Origin of the sequence: Bacillus ndiopicus (assembly GCF_000612805.1) — a bacterium.
GTDB lineage: Bacteria > Bacillota > Bacilli > Bacillales_A > Planococcaceae > Metasolibacillus > Metasolibacillus ndiopicus.
This window is the reverse complement of the sequence record NZ_HG964405.1, coordinates 123,615-146,985: the sequence shown is the minus strand read 5'-3', so window position 1 is coordinate 146,985 and position 23,371 is coordinate 123,615. Positions and strand designations below refer to the sequence as shown.

The following is a 23,371-nucleotide window of genomic DNA, read 5'->3' as shown; positions in this document are numbered from 1 at the left end:
TATAAATCTGCTACTTATAGTAATTAGGTGTTATTATACATAAGAGGACTATTGCACAGTCAATAAGGAAGTTAATTCATTGTACTGCGCCTTTGTAATACGGTCACCAGCGAAAAATACATCTAGCTTAAATTGCATGTCCTCTTTGTCTTTGTATGAGTTACGGTTAATCATAGATACGCACAATGTGTAAGTTGTCATATTGTTTCATCTCCTTTTAAATCAATATTTTATAAACCTAGCTCTAATAGGGTTAAACGAAGCTCTAAATCTAATAAAAAATCCTCTTGTGTTTGCTGTGTATCAACTGGAGTTGGATTTATTTTTTTCTGATATCTGTCCTCATCCCAAACCAGATTACCATTTATTGCTTTATAACAATCATAATTAAGCATGTCAAAAACAGCGACAGTAGCAAATAGACCGTTGGGTAAATCACCAGTAACTGCAAAATTATTTACATACCCCTCTGCATCTATCATATATTTAATATCAATCATATTTGACACCTACCACTCCACCAATTGCATTAACTGTTGTATTTTCACCGCTTGCAGCACCTATTTTTCTACGATTATAATTAATAGCTAACGTATTTAGGGATTTATTTAAAACTCCCCTTAACCAAAATTTATTTATAGTTGTTGAATTGTCAAATAAAACTTCATAAGATTCTGCAAACCCAAAAATCTCGACTACATTTTTAATATCAATTCTTTGACTATAATGCTTCCAAGTTGAAGGTGACGAAGTGTCCATAGTCCCCAATATAATAACTTCATCAAAATCATTTAAATTTGTAAAACCGTCGGGCATTTTTAAGTTTGCTGTACCAACTGTCAAAGCACCCTGAAATAAAATATGTTCCACTCTCTGCCCCAAAGCTCTCTGAATTGGCATAATTGTATGCAATGAAGACACTCTATTCACATAAGATTTTTCCAATATATTCCAAGCGTCCAAATTGATAGAATTGACTTTCAAACGAACCTTTAAGGCATTTCTACTATTTGCTCGTCTTGTAATTGGTATATATATACGTCGTGGTGTAACGTTTATAATTACTGCATCACCAATGTAAAATCTTTGCGCAAATGAATCTGAAATACTTACAATCGTTTTATTATTAGTGTAGATACCATCTGAACCTTTCCCAATATTAAAAATCACATGTGCGCTTCCACTCGCATTGCCAACATTGTAACCAGATGACACTACGAGTTCGATAGAGCCACTAAAATGTTCGCATGGTATTTGTATACACATAGTTTCTGCTTGTTCGATCGGTAATTCCCACTCGTTCCAAAAAGGAAAGGCTTTTTCGGTTGTTCCTTCACCAAGGTTCGTTAAATTATTTTCATTATACATATTTCTTAAGAGAGCATTTGTGATTCTACCACGCTCCCCTACTTTCAAATGCCTTTCATCATTGTCCAAGTGTGTAGTAAGGTTATTCTCAAACTGCATCAAATTCGTATTAACCGTATCTACTTTCTTATCAACATACTTACGACTAGCAACGATAAGCGTAGGGTCAATTGATAGTTCAACAACATCTGCATTATTCGTTTCAATAACGAAATGAATTAATATTTCTTCTGATGTACCTTCACCTAATTGTGGCTTATATTTTTCTGGATACTGCCCGACTGCAATCAATTGATTGTCTTCATCAAATACACCAATTTCTCGAATTGTAAAGCCACCTGCTTCAACTGGGATAACACCATCAATGATAATCCGATTGTTATTCGCTGGATCAATTGTGACATTTGCAACTGGTCCACACCATACCTCATTGACTAGTGCACTTTGATTTTGAGTTGGGACGTAATGAGATCCATTTCCATCCCCAAGGGCGATATATTCTAACCCAACCTTTTGTTGCGTCACCTGCGCATTGGCAATTTTGGCTAAACCAACCTCCGTTATAATTGTGCCATATTGTACCACAATACCACTCCTTTCATTTGCATAGGTATTATTTTTATAGCTGCTTTTGTTACTGATAAGATTATTTGTAGTCAAAGTACTTTATTAAGAATTTATACTTGAAAGTAACTTTAATTACTTTTTAAAATAAAAAACGAAAGGTAACCCTTCAAATTGGCTACCTTACGCTTTATTTATTCTACTTATTGTTTTTTGTTCGCATTACTGTACATTTTAGAACAATTGTTTACAAGATTAACACATTAAGTTCATCATATTGACTTTGCGTGATACGTCCTTTTAATAAGTAAAAATCCATGTTATTTAACAAATCTTCCCGATTATAATTACCGCTTTGGATAACAATTTTAAGTGCGTTAAATATCATTTATTATACCCCCATTTCTAATTCTTTATAAATCAGTAGTAATTCAGTAATAAGTAATGTTTGTGCTTGCATTTCTTCGACTGTTGGTACTGGCGTAGTTTCGATAGTGTCAGATGCTATTTCATCAGAATCTATTATTTTTTCCGAAACTATAGCTGACGCCGTTTTGCCATCACTAGTAAATTCAATTACTTTAAATCCATCTTCTTCATATTCTCTTAATACCATACGTATCTCCCCCATCTTTAGGTAAATAGTTCGTAAATCATAAACACATAATGTCCTCCAACTCCGGTTCCTGTTAATTCTAAATTTTTATCAAAAGGAATCTCTATAAAGTCAGAACCCCTAAATGAAAAATGTTTAACTCCGTCGATTGAAATGCAATATACACCCGTGGTTTCAGGGCTAGACCCATATAAGGCTAGAATCCTTCCTTTCCCCACTATATTTAAATGAGTGATAGCCTGTTTATTTGTTAATTCTTGGAGCACTATTCCACTTGTTGTACTCACAATAGCATGGGATGAGTTTTTATAGGTCATTACAGTTCTAGGTCTTTCTAATCCTGTTTTGATATTATTCAGATTATTAGTTAACCAATTCAATTTTGCATGCGCATTAGCTGTTATAGAATTATTAGCAGCTGTACTAGGTATACCCAAATTTGCATTAACTGTATTCATATTTGTATTAGCAGTATTTAAATTGCTGTTTATAGTATTGGTATGTGTATCAATCGCATCCAATTTTACTTTTGTTGCATCTGTTGTTGTCTTGATTGCTTCGACAATTGCCTGTATTTCATACATATCACCAATCTCGGCTAATACTTCTGCTAAACCCTCGATGTTTCTAATTTTGTGCGCGCTCAGATTATCATTATCCTTATGCGCAGTAAAATCCTCTTCCAACTGCACCAAATTGGTACTAACAGCTCCAACCCTCTCATCCACATACTCACGACTAGCAATAATAATCGTAGGGTCAATTGATAGCTCAACTGCATCAGCATTATTCGTTTCAATAACAAAGTGAATATGCGTTTCTTCCGATACCCCTTCACTTAACTGTGGTTTGTATTTCTCAGGATATTGTCCAACTGCAATTAGTTGGTTTTGGTCGTCAAATACAGCAATTTCGCGGATTGTGAAGCCGCCTGTTGAAGCTGGGATGATGCCCTCAATAATAATTCGATTGTCATTTGCAGGATCAATAGTTACATTTGACACTGGTCCGCGCCATACTTCATTGACTAGCGCGCTTTGATTCGCTGTTGGAATGTAGTAAGAGCCATTGCCATCACCCAGTGCGATATATTGCAATCCGACCTTTTGTTGTGTCACTTGGGCATTGGCGATTTGGGCCAATCCGATATTTGTTATAATTGTGCCATATTGTGTCACAATATCACTCCTTTCATTACATAGGTGTTATTGTTATTTTTGTAGCGGTTTTGATTCCAACAAGATTATTGCTGGATGTTTGCTGTTCAATATCGTCAATATTCATTGGATGTAGAGTAATTTCGGAGCCGCTCATCATAAAGCTTGGTACATGTAATTTGGTAGATATACGTCTAGCTATTTTTAAGGCTATATTGAGTGGTAAGATACGATCGAGCGTGTAGTCAATTTCTTTATCAACAGATGCACTCGAAGCATCAAATACAAATAATGCTTCACACTTTTCAATATTAAGCCGCTCTTCCCAATTCCCTTTTCCGACCAATTCATTAACGATTTCATGCACTTTACGTTGTGTAATTGGCAAACGTGTAGATTGGCGTACAATCAAACGTCTGCGGCGAAAATCTAAAGATTCAGTTGATGAATCAGCTCTAATATTATAAGCTCGTTCTCTTGCGCGAATTATTTTTTCACTTGCAGTCATAATAAATTGTTCGTCTTCTACTCTTTTTTGAGCAGCTTCTAAAGCATCCAATTCAATAGCAACTGTATTAGTTAGTTTCTCCATTTCTTTTATGTCATCATAGATTGGAGGCAAGTTGCGCATCACACGATTACTCATATAATGTCACCGTCCCTAACACTGGTACTTGATTGGCTGTTAATATTAAATTGCCATCGACACTATTAATAGTTGATTCTAGTACATCATTCACACCCGCAACTTCAAGTATTCTAGACTCTATTTGCAATTGACGTACAATTACAAATTCGCTTTTATCCCACGTTTTACGTTGTTCTAGTAAATATTCATCGATAACCTCTTCAATCTCTGCTTGAACTTGCCCGAGTGTTGCCCCACTTAATGCAAGCTTCATAGCAACGTTAACCGTCACAGTTTCTACTGCATTTACGGCTACTCGATGACCATATGGTGCCACTCCCAATCCCTCACCACTATTTGCTACAGGGTCTACTATTGTCTGTACATCGTTAATTAAAGCCTGAGAAGGGGGATTATAATTTGAGTCTATGATTGTTATACCAACCGAGCCTCCACCAGCTGGAGTGCGATAAGGCTTAACCCCACCGATACCTTGAATAGCCATCACCTTTTGCTTGTAATCATCACGATTACCGCCATATGGTATTTGATTACGTGTTAGGAAAAAACGCACTCGAAAATCCTCAGTAGGCTCTTCGTCTTCACCTGGTATTAGTAGCTCTGTGAGTTCGGCTGTCTGTAAACCATCTATATAATCAATAGGAATGAGTTGACCAAACTGTGCATTACCTATGCTTCCAATTTCTTCGCATTGTATTTCATAAATACCAACACTAATTCGTTGCACAGCAATATAATTTAGTTCGCCAAGTGAAAAACGGGAGCCAATGGCTATATCTTGATTAAATTCGCCCTTTAAAATTGCGTGTGTTGCAGGATATGGATATACTCCATATTCAGCAGCTCGCCGAATCAGATTATGGCGCGATGCTGTTTCAGGAAATGTTTCTAAAATAACGCCATCAAGCGCAATATACATTTCTTGTAACTCCTTAGCTGTCATGGCTCCTGCATCATAAATAATGGACCCTTCTCGTTTATCTACATCATTACTAACGCGCTCTAGCATACGCTCTATAATTGCTTCAAAAGTTTCTCGTTCAAACATTAGGCTACTGTCACCTCTCTTTCTATTTCAATTTGGCCGAACACAGTATGCACCGTCATTTGCACATGCACTTTGTTTTTGTAATGGCTAAACGAAAAAGCATCAACGCTTTCGATACGATCATCTTGCGTTAATGCTTCTTTAATTAGCCTTTTGAGCTCGGAATACACAAATGGAATTGGCTGACCAAAAAGACGAGCCAGCTCAGTACCGTAATCCCAACTGTAAATTAAAAATTCGTAGCGTTCTGTACTAAGCACTTTCATAATAAATTGCTTAACAGCCTCACGACCATCAACATAGCCAGTAATACGCTTTTTCTCAAAATCGATTTTGTACGTTTTAGAGGTTTGCGCTTCTTCCTCAAAATCTAACTGTAAACCATCATTTTCATAAAATGCAGTCGGCAGCATTAAATTACCTCCTTATCGATGATAATGTATTGTTGACCACCTTGGGCGCGAATCATCGTGACTTTGTCACCAACGACCAAGCCATTATGAATAAGGAATTTTTTGCGCCCTTTATATTCGTGGTTATGCGAAGCAAATTCTGCATCACCACCGCCTCCTGAACGGTTTTCGGTCAAATGGTCGACAGTCATCTCAATTTCATGGTCCATTACTGCACGCGTCAGTTTTAAATTCTCTTGCTCAAGTATAAGCTTTTGGTCCACTTGTACTTTTAATGGCGAGGTGCTTATAACAGTACCATAAACGATTGTTGCAAGTTTTTGGGCATTGACTGCATCCAATACTAATTGCCGTAAAGTCCTTACAATATCAGACATATCACGCAACAAAATCACCTCCAATTAAGCTTAAATCCATGCGGTGGTCACTTTCAAAAAACGTATGTTTAACTTTTTCTACCATCATGTAATTTGAAACTTTTAAATCACCTAAATACATTTGTACCCCAAGCGTAGACCCGGCCCTTACCCTTGTGTCACCAAACACTTTATTGATATGAAGCTTACGTGATTTGCGATTATAAAGCGCTAATAAAGCATCGGCTTTAGCTTGCCCATTTTCACCTTCTTCAAGGCTTTCGGTAAGCTGTAAAACGCCCCATTGATTCATATTTTCCCCATGTTGAGCGTAATAGTTATCGCGTATACCTGTATCCTTGTTCTCTCGATATACCCTCACTTTATTGTAGGTGTTATCCGCAATAGAAGTTGTATAATCAAACGCTTCACCACTTTCTTCATCAATCAAAATGTCTAACTTTAGCGTTTTCACATCACGTAAATTTAATTTCCCATAATCATCGTACAGTACATATAAAGCACCTGTATTTTTCGTTGTAATACTAAGCGCATTGTCAATAACGGTAAATAGCTCGGCAGTATCCTCTACGCGCGTAGCAATGACATGCTTTGTATCAGCAATAATGCCTAATTTTAGCCGAAAGTCCTTTGCCAGCATTTGTAACACTTGCGCTGCCGTTTTGCCTTTGTAGGAAACGACATCTTTGTTTTTTAAGTACCAAAGTTGATCAAAGGCAGTGACGGAAATAATCCGATTATTAGAGCGCTTTTTCGTAAAAACGAAGCCGGAGAATATTTCCTTTCCGTCATATTTAAATTGCACTAAGTCACCTTCGTGAAAACCAAGAATTTCATCTTTCAACACATTAAAATTGAGTTGTCCTGGTGCACCTTTACGCTGCGTTTCCCACGTAATACCTTCCTGGACAGCACATTCGAAAGTCCGTCCCCTTGACGTAATTAACAATTGACTTTTAGCCAAGCTTTATCACCTGCCCTACTTTGATGATGTTTGGATTGCTGATGTTATTAAGCTTAGCGAGCTGTGTATATTTCGAGCCATCACCTAAATATTTTTTAGCGATGGCCCACAATGTGTCACCCTGCTTTACTGTATGTGTTTTTGATGTATTCTTACTTATTATAGGACGTTGCTTTTTACTGGTCACTATTGCCTTTTTCTTAGACGACTTATTTGTTACATCCAATCTATTTGTACCGTATGGTCGCCATTGTTTTAGGCTAATCTTGACATTCAAATCAAAGCCATTTTCAGCGTCTTCTTCGATTGAATACTCTTCTAGTGAAAACAGCATGTCATCGTCAGTATCAAATAATAAAGATCCATCTGGTCTCATGCGATTGACGATAAACCGAAATGACTTTTGTGACACTTTTAATTCTTCTAGTTTTTTCAAATAATACGTGGCGGGCTTGAAGCCATCTGGATAAACTGCAAACGGATATTGAACATTTGGGAGCAATATCTCAAAGTCAACCTCTGTTAAACCAGGCTTTTTTAGGATATTTACCTCACCTTCATTCATCAATACAATGGTTTGGTTCTTATTATTAATTTTCATGGACATTGAAGCTGGAGCAATAGGAAGCTGTACACCATCTATATAAAAATTATACAAAGCTCACACCTCCTGTTTCTGCCAATCCAATAGCAACTTCCTCTACTTTTTCACCGAAGCGATCAATAACGCCATCAATGTCTAGCTCGCTATTAATATGATTTTCGCTACGTGCATCGACAATAACTTCCGCCGTTGTATAGCGGTTAATTGCCTCCCGTTCAGCTAGGTCGCGCATGTATTTTAAATCATCATTCATCAGCGTTACACCATTTGCCATTGCGCCTGTATTATCTGCGATTTGCTTACTGTTTTTGTTGCCTATATCTAATTTATCTCCCGTAGAAAGGGCTTGATCAATTGGGGCTTGCATAGGCGGTTGGATAGGCGGTTGCTGAGGTAATTCTATCGGTATTTCTTCTTTTTCATTATATTTAAGTAGGTCAGCTCCAAAATTCTTACCAGAATTCCAGGACTTACCGTAATCAAACCGCTCCATACTTAAACCAAATTTACCTAATGTTTGATTAATATCTAATTCATTATATAATTTCTCATATTCACCGTTTCCATATTCCTCCGCTGCCCAGTTCACTAAATCTGCTAGCTCATTGCGCCAACCAGCTACTTTGCCAGCTAAATCCGTACCAAATACAAAATCCAGTGCTGATGCTATTTTTTCAATAACCCCTAGAACATTATCCGCCAAATCACCAAACAGATGAATAACTGCTGCAACTGGATCATTAAACACATTTCCAAAAAAGTTTGCAAAAGCCATCCAATAATTATAAAGGCTTTCCACTACAGCAAATGCTAGTTCCAAAATAGCAAATAACAAATTTGCTATAAACGCTCCCACAACTGCTAATGCTCCTACAATCATCTCTGTTGCACTTAATGTTGTACCAGAAAAGCGATTGATTGCAGCTATCACAATATAGAATACAGCTATTAAAGCTATTAAAATTACTATTACCCGTCCAATCGGACTAAGAGAAAGTACTGCATTCCACAAATCTGTGGCGTTTTTTGCTAATGTTGTCCATATTTGTACCATTCTCAAATAAGCCACGAATCCAAGTAAAATGGTACCTAACCCCATAATAACTGGTGCAATAAGCGACCAATTATCATAAATAAAGCTACCACCAGCGATTAATAAATCCATTAGCATCATTGCCCATCCAGCAACAAGCTGGAAAGCTCCACCAATCCCAACTATCATTTGTTGCATCCTCTCACTATTAGCAATTTCATTGATTTTTAGGAGTACTGGTGAAAATGCTTGTAATGCACCTGTTTGGATATTCTGCCATATACCTCCCCAGGTAGTAGGCATGCTAGCAAAGGCGGCATTGGTGTCTTCCGCTGCATAAAACATTGCGTTTTTAATTACATCGGCTGTAATAACTCCATCTGCTGCTAGCTGCTTAATATCAGAGGCATCTATCTTCATTCCTTCTTGAAGATATTTTTGAATATTTTCAACAATGGCTGGGGAGCTTTTTAATATATTATTTAATCCTAATCCTTCCAATTTCCCAGATGCCATCGCTTGTGTAAGCTCAGCCATTGCTGTACTAGCTCCATCTGCAGAAGTACCCGCAATACCAAATGTTTTGTTCAATTGCTCTGTAAATGCTACAACTTCTGTTGGGCTACTAAATGCACCTGAGGCTGCTGAACCTAATCGAGTGACCATATCAGCAGTTGTTTGATAAGAGCTAAATGTACGCTTTGCAGAAGCAAATATCATATCTTGTAAGGCGGAGGTTGTAGTAAGTGCTGTATTTGTAACACCTATTTCCTGTTCCTGCTGCTTATAGGCGTTGTTCATCACGTCCAAGCGGCCTTGTATGTTTGCCATATCATCTGATAAACCTATTACTATTTTGACATTTGCCAGGTTCAGCAATTTTCCCGCAAGACTACCCACTTTATTCACTATGGAATCCATTATAGAAGCAGTTTTACTAGCATTCTCATTTAACTGAGCAAATATGACGTTAATTTCCATCATTTGTAATTTCAAATTACTTAAATCAAAGCTGGGAGGCTTTAGCCGTGTCACATTACTAAGTTCTGCGGGCAAATTATTACTCACTTTAGGTAAATTATTACTAATTTGAGGCAAATTATTAATCACCTGCGGTAAGTTATTACTTACTTGAGGTAAATTATTAATCACCTGCGGTAAGTTATTACTTACTTGAGGTAAATTATTAATCACCTGCGGTAAATACATACTTTCCTGTATAGCATTTTGGACTGTAGCCATTCTTCGCCCTCCTTTCTTTGAATTTTAAAAGGGCGTATGTGATAAAGGGTATACCCTTTTCACATACACCTCTGTTTTAGTTTGATTGAGCGAATTTTCTTCTCTTGCGAGCGATTTTCAATATTTAATGAGCGAAAATGTATATCTCGCAAGCGAATTCAGCTATCTTACGAGCGAATCATTACTTTTAAACTAGAAAGTTTTAAAAAAGCTAGCTTCTACGCCTTCTCTTTCAATGAATCAGTTAACTGGATTTTTCGTCATCCAAAAGTGATTACGACTTTCTAGATATGTCCTTTTTCAAAAGTAATTAAAGGGATAGTTAACGTCTTCTACCCTTCCCTCTACCTGCACGCTTTGATTCGTGTTCGGCTTTTTTATCCGCTTCAATTTTTACTTGTATTGCGGCAATAATGCATGCTTTATCCGCTAAGGATAAAGCGAAATATTCGGATGGCAGGCGACGAAACTTGTGTACCCACCAGTACATAAGATTGGCATCGCCATCGCCATCCTCAATTAGTTTTTTACTTCTTCTACAAGGTCTTCAACGTTTACTTCGTAGCCATTTGCTGCCTGTGCTGCTGTCGCTGCATCTGCCATTTCCCCGATTGTTAGCATTTTGCTTAGTAATTCATCAGCGCCATACACACCATATGAATCTTGTAAATCACGATCATGTAAATTTGGGAAGACAATCGATTCTACTGTTAATAAGCGCTGGTAAGTAAAGTGGTCAAAATCTGTGTTATATTGCCCTTTTCGCTTACCTTGCGTAATCAATGTACGCTTTGTACATTGTCCTTTTAATTCTGTATCACGCTCTGGTGAAATTGGCGCAAACTCCCATTCGATTACTTGTCCTGCTTCATCCATAAAGCTTTTTGAAATCGGCTGTTTAATATTGTCCTGCTTCTTTTTATTGTGTGCAAAAAACGCTTGTAAGTTACTCATCTATTTTCACCATTCCTTTTATATTGATTAAAATTAATTTTTATAGCATTTCAGGTAATGTCGCAAACTCTACTGGCATATCCCAATCCTCAAACGTAAATTCGATTGAATCCTCTAAGTACTCTGCATCTGCATCTAGTGACGCAACTAGCCCTCCGTCTAAATTACAATCAATTAAAATCGTCGTTTGGCTACCTACAGTAGAAGATTTATCTTCATTTGTTACTTGAATATCAAAGTAAATATCTTCACCTGTATCCTTGTAGCGCTTTAAAAGCTGACGGAAAATCGATGTATTGAAATGGAATGTAGCTGAGCCCGTTCCTTCCCAGCCTGTTGCCTTGTTCCCTTTACCTGTGCGACCCATGATTGGCACCTGTGTTTTCGTTTTTTCCATATTCGCCTCTAAATTGATTAACTGCGCAAATAAATAACGGTTCCCCTCAATCGTCACATACGCTCGTCCCTGTGCACCATGAATTGCGTTACGGGCATGCATTGTTGCTTCTGCGAAATATTGTAAATCTAATGGCATTAATAATTCATTTTTCATCATCTACTCTTCCTCCTTATGCTACTGTTGTTGTAATATATAGCTGTGACATCGCTACAGTAGGCGTCACAATCTCATTAACAACAACTGCTTTTTTCGAATTACCTTGCTCTACAGTAAGTTCATCTTTATTGTAGTTTTCAATCGCACGAATACGCTGTAACTCTAAACGATGTGCACCAATGTCATTCCAAAGCGAAATACGACCATCTTGATCATTTGGCACTTTACCAAGATATCGCTCATTAAATAGCTGAGCCGTATCAATAGCAATTTGATCTAACACGCGGATTACTTGATTCATGCTGAAATCTTCATTTTTATCTGTTGTGAAGGATGTAAATGTATTGACGTCTTCCAGTACACGTACTTCTTCTCCTACACGATGGAAAACATACTTACCTGCTTTTAGTAATGCTGTAAGCTGTGGTTGTGTTTTTGCTTCAGACATATCAAGCTCAAATTCACCATCATAGCGCTTGTTTGTATTTGAGCGATTAACTGCAACACCTGCTTGTGCACCTGTAGTCCAATAAACAGCGCCAAATACTTCATCACCATTTGCATCGTTTTGTACGTCAATAATACCCTCATGATCCGTAGTGCCAAGCTTATGCCCTACTAATTGGAATTTTGCCCCTACTTGATCACGTAAACGCTTTGTATATTCCACATAAAGGGATTTAATTGTACTATCAGATGATAGACAGCCAAGTGTGTTAAAGCCATATGCTTCTAACGCATCTAATGCCTCTTGGTGCGCACCACCTGTAATCGCCGCGCCATTAGAACCACCTGTTAATGGCGTGCCTGCCGTAGCCTCTAATGTAGCATCCGCTTTAAATGATACAAAATCATTCGCCACTAAATCAGCCGCAGACGCTACAGCTACTTGTTCATCCACAATTACACCATCCAATAATGTTTGAACATCAAATTTCGTTGGCTCGTCTACGTTTGTTTGAATAACAATTGTGACATCATTCCCACGTGTCCCCTTATATTTTGCTTTAGCAAAATCATTTACTGCCGCTACAGCATCTACAGACAACTTGTAGAAAAATACTGTGATTGCATTTTTGAAAACATCACGAATTCCTTTTAATTTCGAATCTGTATAGTCATAACCGAAAATTTTACGGCTATCTTTTTGTAAATCTTCTTGCGTTACAGCAAATACCTCACCATCTACGCCCCAATCAAGCGCAATTGGTAAGCCAACGTAACCTCGCTCAGATAAGTTGACAAAAGCACGCGCTGCACTCATAAAGTTGTGATACGTACCTGGTAATACTTTATTTTGGGTTAAAAATGTTCCTCCACCTAATGCCATTTTATTTTCCTCCTTTATCAAACTGCTTTAAAATTGTGTCTACCTGTTCATATGAATACATGGTATTAGCATCTAATAATGCTTGAAGTGCATCATGTCGATTCTGATATTTCTGGCTATTGATTAATTGTTTTTTTGTAAATTGTTGAATAGCCTTCGTACTTACTTTCTTCGATACAGCCTTTTTTTCAGGCATTGTTTTAGTACTTGTCAACGACTATCATCCTTTCCCTTTAAATACAACGACCCCATCAATGTCTTCTCCTCCTCTTCTTGTAAAAGGAAGTCAAAGTACATAAAATTATGTGCAATACCATCCAGCATTTCACTGTAGGCCCCTTTAGCTAACAGCACCGTTTCATCGTATAATGTGATTTCCTTTAATGCATGTTGAATTTGCAATGCGTGGTCCGCCGCATCTAGCTGCCCATTTAAAGAGAAATATTTCACATTAAACATAATCTTGATTTTAGCTCGTCCACTAATTTGAGGTGTATGCTCTAGCTTCAAAAATTGAATAGAAAAAGCTGGAGCTTCCACCGTCTGCGGCATTTCATCGATATACTGTTTGTAACCATCTCCAAACCTTTCTTGAAGCCTTTGAGAAATAGCTTCTATAATATGACTAATGTCCATCAAACCCCTCCTTTAGCTAACAGGTGCTATATGTTGCTTTAGCGCTTTCCATGATACTTTTTAGAATCGTTGTACCATTATAGATTTTGCCTTGCCCTAACTATTTTTCCTTTTTCATTCCTGCTTCCCCCCTTAAGCTTTGCCAGATTAGTCTTTAACGTCTGTAAACTGGAAAAAGACGCTCGAAGCTTTAAAAATGAATCTTTCACTATATAGGCGTTTGTATGGCAAGTTCATTTCCTTATTTTCACCATTTCGATTTTGCTTAAATGAATCTCTCACTATATAGGTTTTTGTATGGCAAGTTTATTTCTCTTTTTTCACCATTTCGATTTTGCTTAAATGAATCTCTCACTATATAGGTTTTTGTATGGCAAGTTTATTTCTCTTTTTTCACCATTTCGATTTTGCTTAAATGAATCTCTCACTATATGGGTTTTTGTATGGCAAGTTTATTTCTCTTTTTCACCATTTCGATTTTGCTTAAATAAATCTCTCACTATATAGGCGTTTATATGGCAAAATTATTTCTCTTTTTCACCATTTCGATTTTTCTTAAATATAAATCTCTCACTAAATGGGTTTTGGTATGGCAAACTCTTAAAATGAATTTTTCATCATATAGCCGTTTCCATGGCATATTAATTTTTTGCAACTAATATTGTTTTTTATTTTTAACTCAGCCCGTCTTAAATAGCTTTGTACGGAGCTACGTGTAATTTCTAAAATGTCAGCTACTTTAGAAAATGTCATATATTCAGCTCGAATCAGTACGAACACTTTGCGCTCATTTTCCGTCAAGCCAACCATTGCTTCCCTTATAATATTTTGAACACTATCTATTCGCTCTTCTTCTTTATTTAGCTTTAGCTCGTCCGTGTTTAATGCAGTGAAATCATAATCAATAGTTATAAGAAATTGCTGCATCAAGTAATGATCCATTACATAACAATCCTTTCGAGTAGCAGCTCGATATTCAGCCGGGTCATAGCCTGTTTCCATCCATTGAATAGCCTCCTTTAAATCACGCTCCATACTTGAGCACCCACCTATTGCCTGTAAATTCTTTAATGATTGCTTATATTCTTCAATTAAATCTGGAAAGTATTTAGCCATTAGCCTTCTCCTCTCTCTTTCAAATAAAAAAGACACTAATCGACTTGGTTAAATAACCAAAGTCAATTAGTGTCCGTCGGTTTTTCCGTAGGGACTATTATTTAATTTGCTGAATGCGAATTCGCTCTGCTCGTTCTACATCTAATACTCGTCCATTTTTCCAAATGATTGTGTCCTGCCCAAAGTCTTTCGGCTCTAACGGAGTAACATATCCATCCTGTACAATATAAATACCGTTCTCAAATACATTAATTTGCTTTTTTTCTTTATTCATAATAAACCCTCCTACGAAAAGTAATTTTCACTGTATAGCTTCCGATATTGAAGTTGCTCTTTTAGAAATATTTTATAGATATTTTTCATATACTCTAAATAATTTCTATTTTAGCAACCCGATAACAGTACTATAACATCGCTGAAATAGAAATTCAAGCAAAATGTTTCTTTTTTAGAAATGCTTTATTTCCAAAATAGAAATGTGTTATAATAAAGTATGAAATCTCTGAAAGCGGTGAATCATGATGAGTATCGGAAAGCGAATCGTTTCATTAAGAGAAAGCAAAGGATGGACACAAAGAGAGCTAGCAAGTCGAGTAAATCTTAATGTTAGCGTTATGAATAGAATTGAGGCAAATGAACGACCTGTAAAAGATAGTGAATTGCTACAATTAGCCAATGTATTAGATGTTAGTACAGACTATCTACTTGGGCGTTCGAATTCGTCTACATTGACACAAGAGGAAAAGGATGAAGCTGAGTTTCAAGCATTTGCTAACAACCCGACACTGCAAAAATGGTATAAGGAATTGCCGAAGTCGAAGGAAGAAGATTTAGAAAAGCTACGTAAAATGTGGGAAATTTTAAAGGATCATGGGGAGCTTTAAAAATAATATTTAAAGCAAATAATTAGCGAAGGTCTCCATTGATTGTCAATAATATGCCAAACCTCACTACCAAAATGTGAGGTTTTATAATATAATAAAATAGAACAAATGTTCTTAACTGGTATTTTTAGGAGTTGTTTTATATGTACTATTATACACATCTTGAGGATTATATTACACGCTTTTATATGCAATTAGGTATTACAGATTTATCTTTATTGAGTTTTCAAGAAATCGCAACAAGATTGGGAATAAAAGTGTTTTATTGGTCAGAACGTAGCCAAGCTTTATTTATTGAAGGACGTGCTTATATTTTTCTTGAAGAAGATTTATCACCCGAAAAAGAATGGCAAGATTTCTGTCACGAATTATGTCATGTGCTACTACACAGCGGCAATCAATTTAACTTGCCACCGCTTTTCCAAAAATATCAGGAATCAAAAGCAAATAATTTTATGTACCATGCGTGTGTTCCTACCTTTTTATTAGAACGAATGGACTTGTACGACTTTACGAATAAAGAAATAAATAAAATCCAACAGAATTTTTGTGTAGAGCAAGAATTTGCTAAAAACAGACTTATACAATTTCTAAGTAATAAGCAAAATCAATTATACCGTTATAAGGAATGACACTAAAAATACCCTCTAGATCAATTACGCCGCGGCGTAATTGATTGGGTTAGTCTAGGAAAAATCATTCATCAAGCGGCACATACCCTACTTTTTCAATTAAACTTTGTCCTTGAGGTGATAAAATCCATTCAATAAGCTTAGTTGTATTATCATTTGATGTCCCTGCTGTTATTGCGTAAAATTCCGATGTAACTGGGTAGGTGTTATTACGAATATTATCCTTTGTAGGTGCTATACCATCAATCGATAACAATTTGATTTGATTATTTTGCACCATTTCAGTTGAATAGTAACGGAATGTATAGCCAAGTGCATTTTTATAATTTTTATATTGTGCCACTTCCTCAATAATGCCTCCCATGCCTGTAACTACATCATGTTTTACAGCTTCCATAATCGGTGTATCTCCCATTAAACGTTGCAACGCTGTTTGTGAACCACTATCCTCTGGGCGTTGAAAGGCACGGATTTTTTCATTTGCGCCCCCCACCTGTGACCAATTCGTAATCTCTCCTGCATAAATGCTACGAACTTGCTCTAAAGTTAAATTGTCAATTGGATTATTTTTATGTACAAAAAATACAAAGGCTTCCTTGCCAATAGGCGTCATCTTTAATTCAGTTTTCCTTTGCCCCGCTATCTTCAACTGACGCTCAGATGGTCCAGCAGCAAAAATGACATCCACTTTGCCATTTATCACATTGTTATAAGCATCAGGTGTTTTATTGACCATCACTGTCCGCCCAAAATAATCGGTATTTTCTGGATAGGTAGCCTCTACAAATGCTGCATATAACGGATATAGCGCTGTTGCACCATCAATCCTTGGCATTTTCCCCTCCAAAGTTAATGTCGAGATTTCGTCCAATTGCACAACTTGATTATTTTTAGTAAAAGGATGATATGCCCATATATCTACCTCACTATCTACTGTAGCCAATTTGCTTTCATAATATGTTTGCCCTGCCAACACAGTTGGTACAATCATAATTCCTACTATAATAAGCACTGCCACTTGCTTACGTCTTTTTGTTTTGAAAAATTGTAAAATCCTTAATACGAGTAAAAAATAAACCGCCAAAACAGTAGCCGCCAAAAGCCATACATAGTTTGGATGCAAGATAATCACAGATATAAATAATAATGGTGTGCCAAAAAATAATATACTTATTGTTAGCAATACGATGCTACCTATTTTCTCCATCATATTATCGACCCCTTTTTAACATAAATAATAATAAACTAGAAATTGTTCCAACTCCATCCATATACCTCCTACTTTTTAAAGTAGAAGGTATTTTATTTAGTATAACATCCATATTCTTTAAGCAAGTTTGTACAAATGCACCTTATTAATAGAAAAAAACATTTTTTCACATTCCAGAAGCTCAAATTTGACAAAAAAAATTATTTATGCTATAATTTACAATGATAAATCATGTGTGTATAATAAGATTCTCCTGGCCAGGAGAATCTTATTTTTTTTATGGAGGTTATGAATGAAGACAAATGAATCCAGTTTAACTTCTTTAATATCAGCCTTTAGCCGAGCTTACCACAGTAAGTATGATACACCTAAAATATTTGATGATTTTATCGCATTAGATTTAATTACCAAGAAAGAATTTGTAGATATTCGTGAAAATATGATAAAAGGAATTCAATTTTTTAATCATGAAATCGCAAATGAGCTTAAAGATCAGCCAGATGAAATTTTAAAATGGATTACACAAGTTCAGCTTTCTCCAACACCTCTAGCACGTGCTGCTTTTTGCGAAAATGTATTACTTCGAGAAATGGTACTAGGTGTTGAGCAATATGTCATTCTAGGTGCTGGATTAGATACATTTTGCTTCAGGCATCCTGAATTACAAGCCCGTTTAGAAATATTCGAGGTGGATTATCCTACTACGCAAGACTTTAAAAAAGTAAGATTAGCCAATGCTAATTATCAAATCCCTGATAATTTACATTTCGTTGCAATGGACTTCACCAAAGAATTCACTAGCCAAAATCTTGTTGAAGCGGGCTTTATAGCAAATAAAAAAACTTTCTTTAGCCTTTTAGGCGTTTCATATTATTTAACAAAAGACGAAAATGCCCAGTTGATAAATGAATTATTTGCTACTGTACCAGCTGGAAGCTCCATTGTTTTCGACTACGCAGATGACAAACTTTTTGAAGAAAAAGGTTTGTCTAATCGAGTTCAAAATATGCTTCAAATGGCTTCAGCTAGCGGTGAACAAATGAAATCATGTTTTGCCTATAATGAAATTGAGAAAATATTGGAGGATTCTGGATTACTTATTTATGAACATCTAACTCCAACTGCTATTAATAATCAATTCTTTAGTCATCGCTCTGATTATTTCTCAGCATTCGAAACGATTCATTTTATACATGCAGTAAAAAAGTAAATTTTAGAGAAAACAATGCAGGCATTTAAGTGGATAATCGATCCTTTGGAATAACAAAAACATTTGATTAAATATTGATTGACACAGTGCCGATCGAAAAATATGGTGCACAATTAGAAATGGAAGACGTTTCTGAGTTAGTTGAATGACTCGTCAAATTCAATAGAGTTCATTAAAAAAACCCCGCATGAAATTTTCTTTCATGCGGGGTTTACTATCTCTAGTTAAACTTCACCATATGGTATTTCTTTTTACCGCGGCGAATAATTGCAAAGGCATCTTCTAAACGGTCTTTTGCATCTACTACATATTCTAAGTCCGTTACTTTTTCACCGTTAATGCTGATTGCACCGTTTGTCACATCTTCACGTGCTTGACGTTTCGATGGAGATACACCTGCTTCTACAAGTAATTCAACGATGTTCTTATCTTCTTTTGCCATTTCAATAGAAGGAACGTCTTTAAATGCATCCTTCATTTCTACTGCTGATAAAGATTTTAAATCACCAGAGAATAAAGCTGCTGTAATACGCTGCGCTGCATCAAGTGCCTCCTGTCCATGAATTAAACTTGTCATTTCTTCCGCTAACGCTTTTTGCGCCTTGCGTAAATGTGGCTCTTGTTCAACACTAGTAACTAACGCCTCGATTTCCTCACGGGATAAGAACGTGAAGATTTTTAAGTATTTCACAACATCTGCATCACCTGTATTGATCCAGAATTGGTAAAACTCATATGGACTTGTTTTTTCTGCATCTAGCCATACTGCCCCACCTGCTGTTTTACCAAATTTCGTGCCATCCGCTTTTGTTACTAACGGAATTGTAAAGCCAAATGCTTTTGCATTGTCATCATGTGTTTTACGAATAACTTCTAAGCCTGTTGTAATATTGCCCCATTGATCTGAGCCACCGATTTGTATGCGCACATTGTGATTGTCGTATAAATGGTTAAAATCTATCCCTTGGATGATTGTGTACGTAAATTCTGTAAATGAAATACCTGTGTCTAAACGTGAAGCAATAGTATCTTTTGCAAGCATATAGTTAACATTAATTAACTTACCAAAATCACGTAAAAACTCGATTGTGCTCATTTTGCCAATCCAATCATGGTTGTTAACAAGCTGTGCTGTGTTTTCTGCATTTGAATTAAAATCAAAAATACGCTCTAATTGCTTTTTAATCCCTTGCACATTGCGATCAATTTGCTCTACTGTTTGTAATTGTCGTTCCTCAGAGCGTCCTGATGGGTCTCCCACCATTCCTGTTGCACCACCAACTAATAATACTGGTTTATGTCCTGCTTGTTGGAAACGACGAAGCGTTAATAATGGTACGATATGACCGATATGCATCGAATCAGCTGTTGGGTCTACACCACAGTATAATGATACGGATTGCTCATTTAATAATTTTTCCATACCTTCCGCATCTGTTTGTTGGTATAACAAACCACGCCAGTTTAAGTCTTCAATTAGTTTGTTTGTCATGTTGTATCCTCCTCTTTTTTGCGTATAGAAACAAAAAAGCCCCTACACGCACTATGCATGCAGGGACGCTATAATTAAAATAACGCGGTACCACCCAGCTTGAAGAGAATCCTCTCTTCCTCTCTAGTCCGTCATAACGCGACGTCAACGTTCGAGCTCCAAGAACGTAATTCATGTTTTTCATTATGACTAGCTTTCACCAAACGCTAGCTCTCTTGACAGTGAATGAAAACACTACTGCAATCTCTTCTATGCTCAAAAAACTATACAGACTATTTTACCTAAAACACGCCTATTGTCAATAACTATATTTTAGCTGTTGAAAAAATGTGCTATAATCAATTACGCCTTGACTTTTTTTAGTTTGAACTATTTCATTATCTATCATATTTGTCGGAGGCTTTATCATCATTCACCAAAGCATGATGGTAAATGAATTCAAGGGGGCGTTACATTGAAAGAATGGTTAATGCAAATAAATAAAAAAATAGAATCGCTCGCAAATATGAAATGGATGCGGGCATTCCGCATAACTGGCGGGGTTATTTGGAATCTATCCTTATTGCTACTTATTATGCTGGTCACTTTAACGGTATTTGCTGGGGCAGTTGGTGCAGGTTATTTCGCCTCACTCGTAAAAGAAGAGCCCTTGCGCTCTAAAGAAGATATGCGTGAGCTAATTTTCAACTATGAGGAAACGAGTGAAATTTATTTTGCGGATAATATTTATATCGGAAAGCTACGTACAGACTTAGAGCGTCGCGAAACTTCTCTTAAGGATGTCTCGCCTATTGTTATTGATGCGGTTCTTGCGACAGAGGATGAATATTTCCGTGAGCATAACGGGATTGTACCAAAAGCGGTTTTTCGTGGACTGTTGCAAGACATCACAAATTCATCCACTCAAACAGGTGGCTCGACATTAACACAGCAATTAATAAAGAACCAAATTTTAACAAATGAAGTATCCTATGAACGTAAAGCAAAGGAAATACTTTTAGCATTACGACTCGAAAAGTTTATGACAAAGCAAGAAATATTAGAAGCATACTTAAATATTATCCCATATGGACGTAATGCATCAGGTCGAAACATAGCTGGGATTGAAACAGCAGCAGAAGGTATATTTGGCATTAAAGCTTCTGAGCTATCTTTACCACAAGCAGCATATATAGCTGGGATTCCTCAGGCACCTTTTGCCCACACACCATTTACACAAAAAGGGCAATTAAAAACGGAGGAAGCTTTACAGCCAGGGATAGACCGTATGAAAACAGTTTTATACCGAATGAAAGAAGCAGGCTATATTTCTGAAAATGACTATCAAGAGGCAATTGCATACGATATTACACAAGACTTTAGGAAGCCTGAAACACGTCCTGAAGATCGTTACCCATGGTTAACATATGAGCTTGAAAATCGTGCAAAAAAAATTATTGCAGAAATGTTAGCTGAACAGGATGGAATTGATCCGAAGCGCTTACAGGAAGAGTCACAGTTACTTGAAAAATATATGATTTTAGCAGATCGTGATGTGCGTTCGAAAGGCTATCGTATATACTCTACTATCAATCAGCAGATGTATGATGCGATGAAAAAGGCAGCAGAAAATTTCCAATACTACGGTCATACATATACAACAACAACCGTAGATAAAGAAACTGGTGAAGAAATTACCGTTGAAACGCCTGTTCAAGTAGGTAGTGTTGTTATCGAAAATAAAACAGGACGCATTTTAAGCTTTGTTGGTGGTCGTGATTTTAATATTGAGGCATTAAACCATGCTACACAGGCATATCGTTCGAACGGTTCAACGATGAAACCACTTTTAGTATATGGTCCTGCTATCGAATATGGAAAAATCGGTGCAGGTAGCCCTGTAGTCGATGTAAAATTTAAGCGTGGCTTTGATGGCTATAGCCCTTCAAACTATCTTGAAAATGAGGAAAGGGGTATTATGCCTGCACGTGAGGCCTTGGCTCACTCTCAAAACTTAACAGCATTACGCTTATATGATGATATTTTATCGAATCGACCTGCTGAATATTTATCTAAAATGGGCTTTTCTCGCCTAACTGAAGGTGACTATGTCAATTTAGCAACAGCTATTGGTGGTTTAACGAATGGTACAACAGTTGAAGAAAATACAAATGCATTTGCAACTTTAGCAAATGGTGGCCAATTTATTGATGCTTACATGATTGAAAAAATTGTTGATTTAGATGGTAATATTATTTATCAACACGAAGTTAATCCTGTTGAGGTCTATACACCTGAAACATCTTATATGGTGACAGATATGTTGCGCGATGTACTTGACTATGGTACAGGAACTCGTGCAAAAAGCACATTAAAGTTTTCATCTGATTTCGCAGCGAAAACAGGTACAACACAAGACTATAAGGATGTTTGGTTAGTTGGTTATAATCCGAATGTTTCTTTAGGCGTATGGATGGGCTATGATCAGCCTAAATCATTAAACACATTTAATAACACTTACTACCAACCAAGTACCCGTGTTAATTTACTTTGGGCTGCTTTCATGAATACAATTTACGATATCGATCCTGAATTTGTTGGGACAAAAGAAAGATTTGAAAAGCCTGCAAATGTTGTAAATGCATCATTTTGTGGTATTTCAGGCTTAGCACCTTCTAGTGCTTGTTCAAGTGCTGGGCTAGTACGCTCCGATTTATTTAATCGCAATGTGTTTTTACCATCCAGTCCAGATGACAGCTTAGTTTCTTCTGCATCTGTCAATATTGATGGCAAATCATATAGCGCCTTACCTTCTACACCAGCTGAATTTATTACGATGGGTGGTGTTGGCTTAAACGAAGACTTTGTTAAACGTATGCTCGGCGCTTTAGGTGGAGATCCTGCTAAATTACTGCCTAACAATTCTTCATTAAGTTCATCTGTTGTAACTGGAGCAGCATTTGCAGCAGATGATGTAGCACCAGAGCCTGTTGTTACAACACTGGAAGGTAATACATTAGTTTGGTCAAAATCTGCATCCAATGATGTAATTGGCTATCGTGTATATTCATCAGATGGTCAGCTTATTGCGACAAATCGCTTTGAACAAGGTCGCAGAGCACAAATAACGATTGGAGCGAATTACTATGTTGTAGCCGTAGATATTACAGGGCGTCAATCTGCTCCTTCTAACACGATTGAAACAGCGGCTCCACCACCAATAATCGATGAGCCAGATACAGAAGAAAATAACGGCAATCCAATACCTGAAGAATCGCCACCTGGGGAGACTGAGGATACCGAAGACACTGAGGAAGAGCAAATCGACTAATTAAAA

26 protein-coding genes and 1 other annotated feature are annotated in these 23,371 nt (G+C 36.8%); of the genes, 4 read left to right on the top strand and 22 right to left on the bottom strand.

Going from position 1 to position 23,371, the window contains the following annotated elements; genetic code table 11:
• Window positions 1-48: 48 nt before the first annotated feature.
• From TY13_RS20690 to TY13_RS20680, 20 genes are all read right to left on the bottom strand, one after another.
• On the bottom strand, window positions 49-201 hold the full coding sequence (locus TY13_RS20690) for a hypothetical protein (protein WP_154661575.1): 153 nt from the start codon (window positions 199-201) through the stop codon (window positions 49-51).
• Window positions 202-230: 29 nt separating this feature from the next.
• Window positions 231-500 (bottom strand): hypothetical protein, encoded by a 270-nt coding sequence (locus TY13_RS09035; RefSeq protein WP_154661574.1) that lies wholly within the window; start codon window positions 498-500, stop codon window positions 231-233.
• The gene (locus TY13_RS19785) at window positions 493-1,953 is read right to left on the bottom strand and encodes a phage tail protein (protein WP_052344281.1); all 1,461 of its coding nucleotides are present in this window, start codon (window positions 1,951-1,953) and stop codon (window positions 493-495) included. Before TY13_RS19785 ends, TY13_RS09035 begins: the two co-directional genes overlap by 8 nt.
• A 370-nt stretch (window positions 1,954-2,323) precedes the next feature.
• Window positions 2,324-2,548 carry a hypothetical protein gene (locus TY13_RS09025; protein WP_042474596.1) on the bottom strand — a complete coding sequence of 75 codons (225 nt, stop codon included), beginning with the start codon at window positions 2,546-2,548 and terminating at the stop codon, window positions 2,324-2,326.
• A 17-nt stretch (window positions 2,549-2,565) separates the two neighbouring features.
• Complete coding sequence (locus TY13_RS20415) at window positions 2,566-3,726, bottom strand: phage tail protein (RefSeq protein WP_052344280.1); 1,161 nt, start codon at window positions 3,724-3,726, stop codon at window positions 2,566-2,568.
• Window positions 3,727-3,742: 16 nt separating this feature from the next.
• Window positions 3,743-4,351, bottom strand: a complete 609-nt coding sequence (locus tag TY13_RS19775) for a putative phage tail protein (RefSeq protein WP_052344279.1) — start codon at window positions 4,349-4,351, stop codon at window positions 3,743-3,745.
• Window positions 4,344-5,402 carry a baseplate J/gp47 family protein gene (locus TY13_RS09010; RefSeq protein ID WP_042474594.1) on the bottom strand — a complete coding sequence of 353 codons (1,059 nt, stop codon included), beginning with the start codon at window positions 5,400-5,402 and terminating at the stop codon, window positions 4,344-4,346. The genes TY13_RS19775 and TY13_RS09010 overlap by 8 nt, the downstream gene beginning before the upstream one ends.
• Window positions 5,402-5,815, bottom strand: coding sequence for a DUF2634 domain-containing protein (locus tag TY13_RS09005; protein ID WP_042474590.1), 414 nt, complete (start codon window positions 5,813-5,815; stop codon window positions 5,402-5,404). Before TY13_RS09005 ends, TY13_RS09010 begins: the two co-directional genes overlap by 1 nt.
• On the bottom strand, window positions 5,815-6,192 hold the full coding sequence (locus TY13_RS09000) for a DUF2577 domain-containing protein (protein WP_042475750.1): 378 nt from the start codon (window positions 6,190-6,192) through the stop codon (window positions 5,815-5,817). The genes TY13_RS09005 and TY13_RS09000 overlap by 1 nt, the downstream gene beginning before the upstream one ends.
• A 1-nt stretch (window position 6,193) precedes the next feature.
• Window positions 6,194-7,156, bottom strand: coding sequence for an XkdQ/YqbQ family protein (locus TY13_RS08995; protein ID WP_042474588.1), 963 nt, complete (start codon window positions 7,154-7,156; stop codon window positions 6,194-6,196).
• Window positions 7,149-7,814 carry a LysM peptidoglycan-binding domain-containing protein gene (locus tag TY13_RS08990; RefSeq protein ID WP_052344278.1) on the bottom strand — a complete coding sequence of 222 codons (666 nt, stop codon included), beginning with the start codon at window positions 7,812-7,814 and terminating at the stop codon, window positions 7,149-7,151. Before TY13_RS08990 ends, TY13_RS08995 begins: the two co-directional genes overlap by 8 nt.
• Window positions 7,807-10,035, bottom strand: a complete 2,229-nt coding sequence (locus TY13_RS08985; protein WP_042474586.1) for a tape measure protein — start codon at window positions 10,033-10,035, stop codon at window positions 7,807-7,809. Before TY13_RS08985 ends, TY13_RS08990 begins: the two co-directional genes overlap by 8 nt.
• 322 nt (window positions 10,036-10,357) lie before the next feature.
• Window positions 10,358-10,525, bottom strand: coding sequence for a hypothetical protein (locus TY13_RS20685; protein WP_154661573.1), 168 nt, complete (start codon window positions 10,523-10,525; stop codon window positions 10,358-10,360).
• 29 nt (window positions 10,526-10,554) lie between these two features.
• Complete coding sequence (locus TY13_RS08980) at window positions 10,555-10,989, bottom strand: phage tail assembly chaperone (RefSeq protein ID WP_042474584.1); 435 nt, start codon at window positions 10,987-10,989, stop codon at window positions 10,555-10,557.
• Between the two features lie 40 nt (window positions 10,990-11,029).
• Window positions 11,030-11,545, bottom strand: coding sequence for a phage tail tube protein (locus TY13_RS08975; RefSeq protein WP_230199411.1), 516 nt, complete (start codon window positions 11,543-11,545; stop codon window positions 11,030-11,032).
• A 13-nt stretch (window positions 11,546-11,558) separates the two neighbouring features.
• Entirely contained in the window at window positions 11,559-12,875 is a 1,317-nt protein-coding gene (locus TY13_RS08970; protein WP_042474582.1) for a phage tail sheath family protein, read from the bottom strand.
• A gap of 1 nt (window position 12,876) precedes the next feature.
• Window positions 12,877-13,089 carry a hypothetical protein gene (locus TY13_RS08965; RefSeq protein WP_230199410.1) on the bottom strand — a complete coding sequence of 71 codons (213 nt, stop codon included), beginning with the start codon at window positions 13,087-13,089 and terminating at the stop codon, window positions 12,877-12,879.
• Window positions 13,086-13,511 carry a phage tail terminator family protein gene (locus TY13_RS08960; protein ID WP_042474580.1) on the bottom strand — a complete coding sequence of 142 codons (426 nt, stop codon included), beginning with the start codon at window positions 13,509-13,511 and terminating at the stop codon, window positions 13,086-13,088. Before TY13_RS08960 ends, TY13_RS08965 begins: the two co-directional genes overlap by 4 nt.
• Before the next feature lie 600 nt (window positions 13,512-14,111).
• Window positions 14,112-14,627: a sigma factor-like helix-turn-helix DNA-binding protein gene (locus tag TY13_RS08955; RefSeq protein ID WP_042474578.1), complete on the bottom strand. Its 516-nt coding sequence runs from the start codon at window positions 14,625-14,627 to the stop codon at window positions 14,112-14,114.
• 97 nt (window positions 14,628-14,724) lie between these two features.
• Window positions 14,725-14,901: a DUF3954 domain-containing protein gene (locus TY13_RS20680; protein ID WP_074432952.1), complete on the bottom strand. Its 177-nt coding sequence runs from the start codon at window positions 14,899-14,901 to the stop codon at window positions 14,725-14,727.
• Window positions 14,902-15,145: 244 nt separating this feature from the next.
• Between TY13_RS20680 and TY13_RS08950 the strand changes: the two genes are divergently transcribed.
• Window positions 15,146-15,511, top strand: a complete 366-nt coding sequence (locus TY13_RS08950) for a helix-turn-helix domain-containing protein (protein ID WP_154661572.1) — start codon at window positions 15,146-15,148, stop codon at window positions 15,509-15,511.
• A 143-nt stretch (window positions 15,512-15,654) separates the two neighbouring features.
• A complete protein-coding gene (locus tag TY13_RS08945) occupies window positions 15,655-16,143 on the top strand; it encodes an ImmA/IrrE family metallo-endopeptidase (RefSeq protein ID WP_042474574.1) in 489 nt (162 codons plus the stop codon).
• 64 nt (window positions 16,144-16,207) lie between these two features.
• Here TY13_RS08945 and TY13_RS08940 read toward each other — a convergent pair whose 3' ends face one another.
• Complete coding sequence (locus tag TY13_RS08940; protein ID WP_230199409.1) at window positions 16,208-17,353, bottom strand: PstS family phosphate ABC transporter substrate-binding protein; 1,146 nt, start codon at window positions 17,351-17,353, stop codon at window positions 16,208-16,210.
• Window positions 17,354-17,645: 292 nt separating this feature from the next.
• On the opposite strand from TY13_RS08940, the gene TY13_RS08935 reads away from it, so the two are divergent.
• Window positions 17,646-18,563 (top strand): class I SAM-dependent methyltransferase, encoded by a 918-nt coding sequence (locus TY13_RS08935; protein ID WP_042474573.1) that lies wholly within the window; start codon window positions 17,646-17,648, stop codon window positions 18,561-18,563.
• Between the two features lie 220 nt (window positions 18,564-18,783).
• On the opposite strand, the gene tyrS is transcribed toward TY13_RS08935, so the two are convergent.
• Window positions 18,784-20,055 carry a tyrosine--tRNA ligase gene (tyrS, locus tag TY13_RS08930; RefSeq protein WP_042474571.1) on the bottom strand — a complete coding sequence of 424 codons (1,272 nt, stop codon included), beginning with the start codon at window positions 20,053-20,055 and terminating at the stop codon, window positions 18,784-18,786.
• Between the two features lie 58 nt (window positions 20,056-20,113).
• Window positions 20,114-20,316 (bottom strand) — a binding site (T-box leader).
• A 193-nt stretch (window positions 20,317-20,509) separates the two neighbouring features.
• Between tyrS and TY13_RS08925 the strand changes: the two genes are divergently transcribed.
• On the top strand, window positions 20,510-23,365 hold the full coding sequence (locus TY13_RS08925) for a transglycosylase domain-containing protein (RefSeq protein ID WP_042474570.1): 2,856 nt from the start codon (window positions 20,510-20,512) through the stop codon (window positions 23,363-23,365).
• Window positions 23,366-23,371 lie beyond the last annotated feature (6 nt).

Coding starts and splice junctions, on each gene's coding strand:
- TY13_RS20690 (WP_154661575.1), bottom strand. CDS start 201: ATGACAACTTACACATTGTGCGTATCTATGATTAACCGTAACTCATAC.
- TY13_RS09035 (WP_154661574.1), bottom strand. CDS start 500: ATGATTGATATTAAATATATGATAGATGCAGAGGGGTATGTAAATAAT.
- TY13_RS09025 (WP_042474596.1), bottom strand. CDS start 2,548: ATGGTATTAAGAGAATATGAAGAAGATGGATTTAAAGTAATTGAATTT.
- TY13_RS19775 (WP_052344279.1), bottom strand. CDS start 4,351: ATGAGTAATCGTGTGATGCGCAACTTGCCTCCAATCTATGATGACATA.
- TY13_RS09010 (WP_042474594.1), bottom strand. CDS start 5,402: ATGTTTGAACGAGAAACTTTTGAAGCAATTATAGAGCGTATGCTAGAG.
- TY13_RS09005 (WP_042474590.1), bottom strand. CDS start 5,815: ATGCTGCCGACTGCATTTTATGAAAATGATGGTTTACAGTTAGATTTT.
- TY13_RS09000 (WP_042475750.1), bottom strand. CDS start 6,192: ATGTCTGATATTGTAAGGACTTTACGGCAATTAGTATTGGATGCAGTC.
- TY13_RS08985 (WP_042474586.1), bottom strand. CDS start 10,035: ATGGCTACAGTCCAAAATGCTATACAGGAAAGTATGTATTTACCGCAG.
- TY13_RS20685 (WP_154661573.1), bottom strand. CDS start 10,525: ATGTACTGGTGGGTACACAAGTTTCGTCGCCTGCCATCCGAATATTTC.
- TY13_RS08980 (WP_042474584.1), bottom strand. CDS start 10,989: ATGAGTAACTTACAAGCGTTTTTTGCACACAATAAAAAGAAGCAGGAC.
- TY13_RS08975 (WP_230199411.1), bottom strand. CDS start 11,545: ATGATGAAAAATGAATTATTAATGCCATTAGATTTACAATATTTCGCA.
- TY13_RS08970 (WP_042474582.1), bottom strand. CDS start 12,875: ATGGCATTAGGTGGAGGAACATTTTTAACCCAAAATAAAGTATTACCA.
- TY13_RS08960 (WP_042474580.1), bottom strand. CDS start 13,511: ATGGACATTAGTCATATTATAGAAGCTATTTCTCAAAGGCTTCAAGAA.
- TY13_RS08955 (WP_042474578.1), bottom strand. CDS start 14,627: ATGGCTAAATACTTTCCAGATTTAATTGAAGAATATAAGCAATCATTA.
- TY13_RS20680 (WP_074432952.1), bottom strand. CDS start 14,901: ATGAATAAAGAAAAAAAGCAAATTAATGTATTTGAGAACGGTATTTAT.
- TY13_RS08950 (WP_154661572.1), top strand. CDS start 15,146: ATGATGAGTATCGGAAAGCGAATCGTTTCATTAAGAGAAAGCAAAGGA.
- TY13_RS08945 (WP_042474574.1), top strand. CDS start 15,655: ATGTACTATTATACACATCTTGAGGATTATATTACACGCTTTTATATG.
- TY13_RS08940 (WP_230199409.1), bottom strand. CDS start 17,353: ATGATGGAGAAAATAGGTAGCATCGTATTGCTAACAATAAGTATATTA.
- TY13_RS08935 (WP_042474573.1), top strand. CDS start 17,646: ATGAAGACAAATGAATCCAGTTTAACTTCTTTAATATCAGCCTTTAGC.
- tyrS (WP_042474571.1), bottom strand. CDS start 20,055: ATGACAAACAAACTAATTGAAGACTTAAACTGGCGTGGTTTGTTATAC.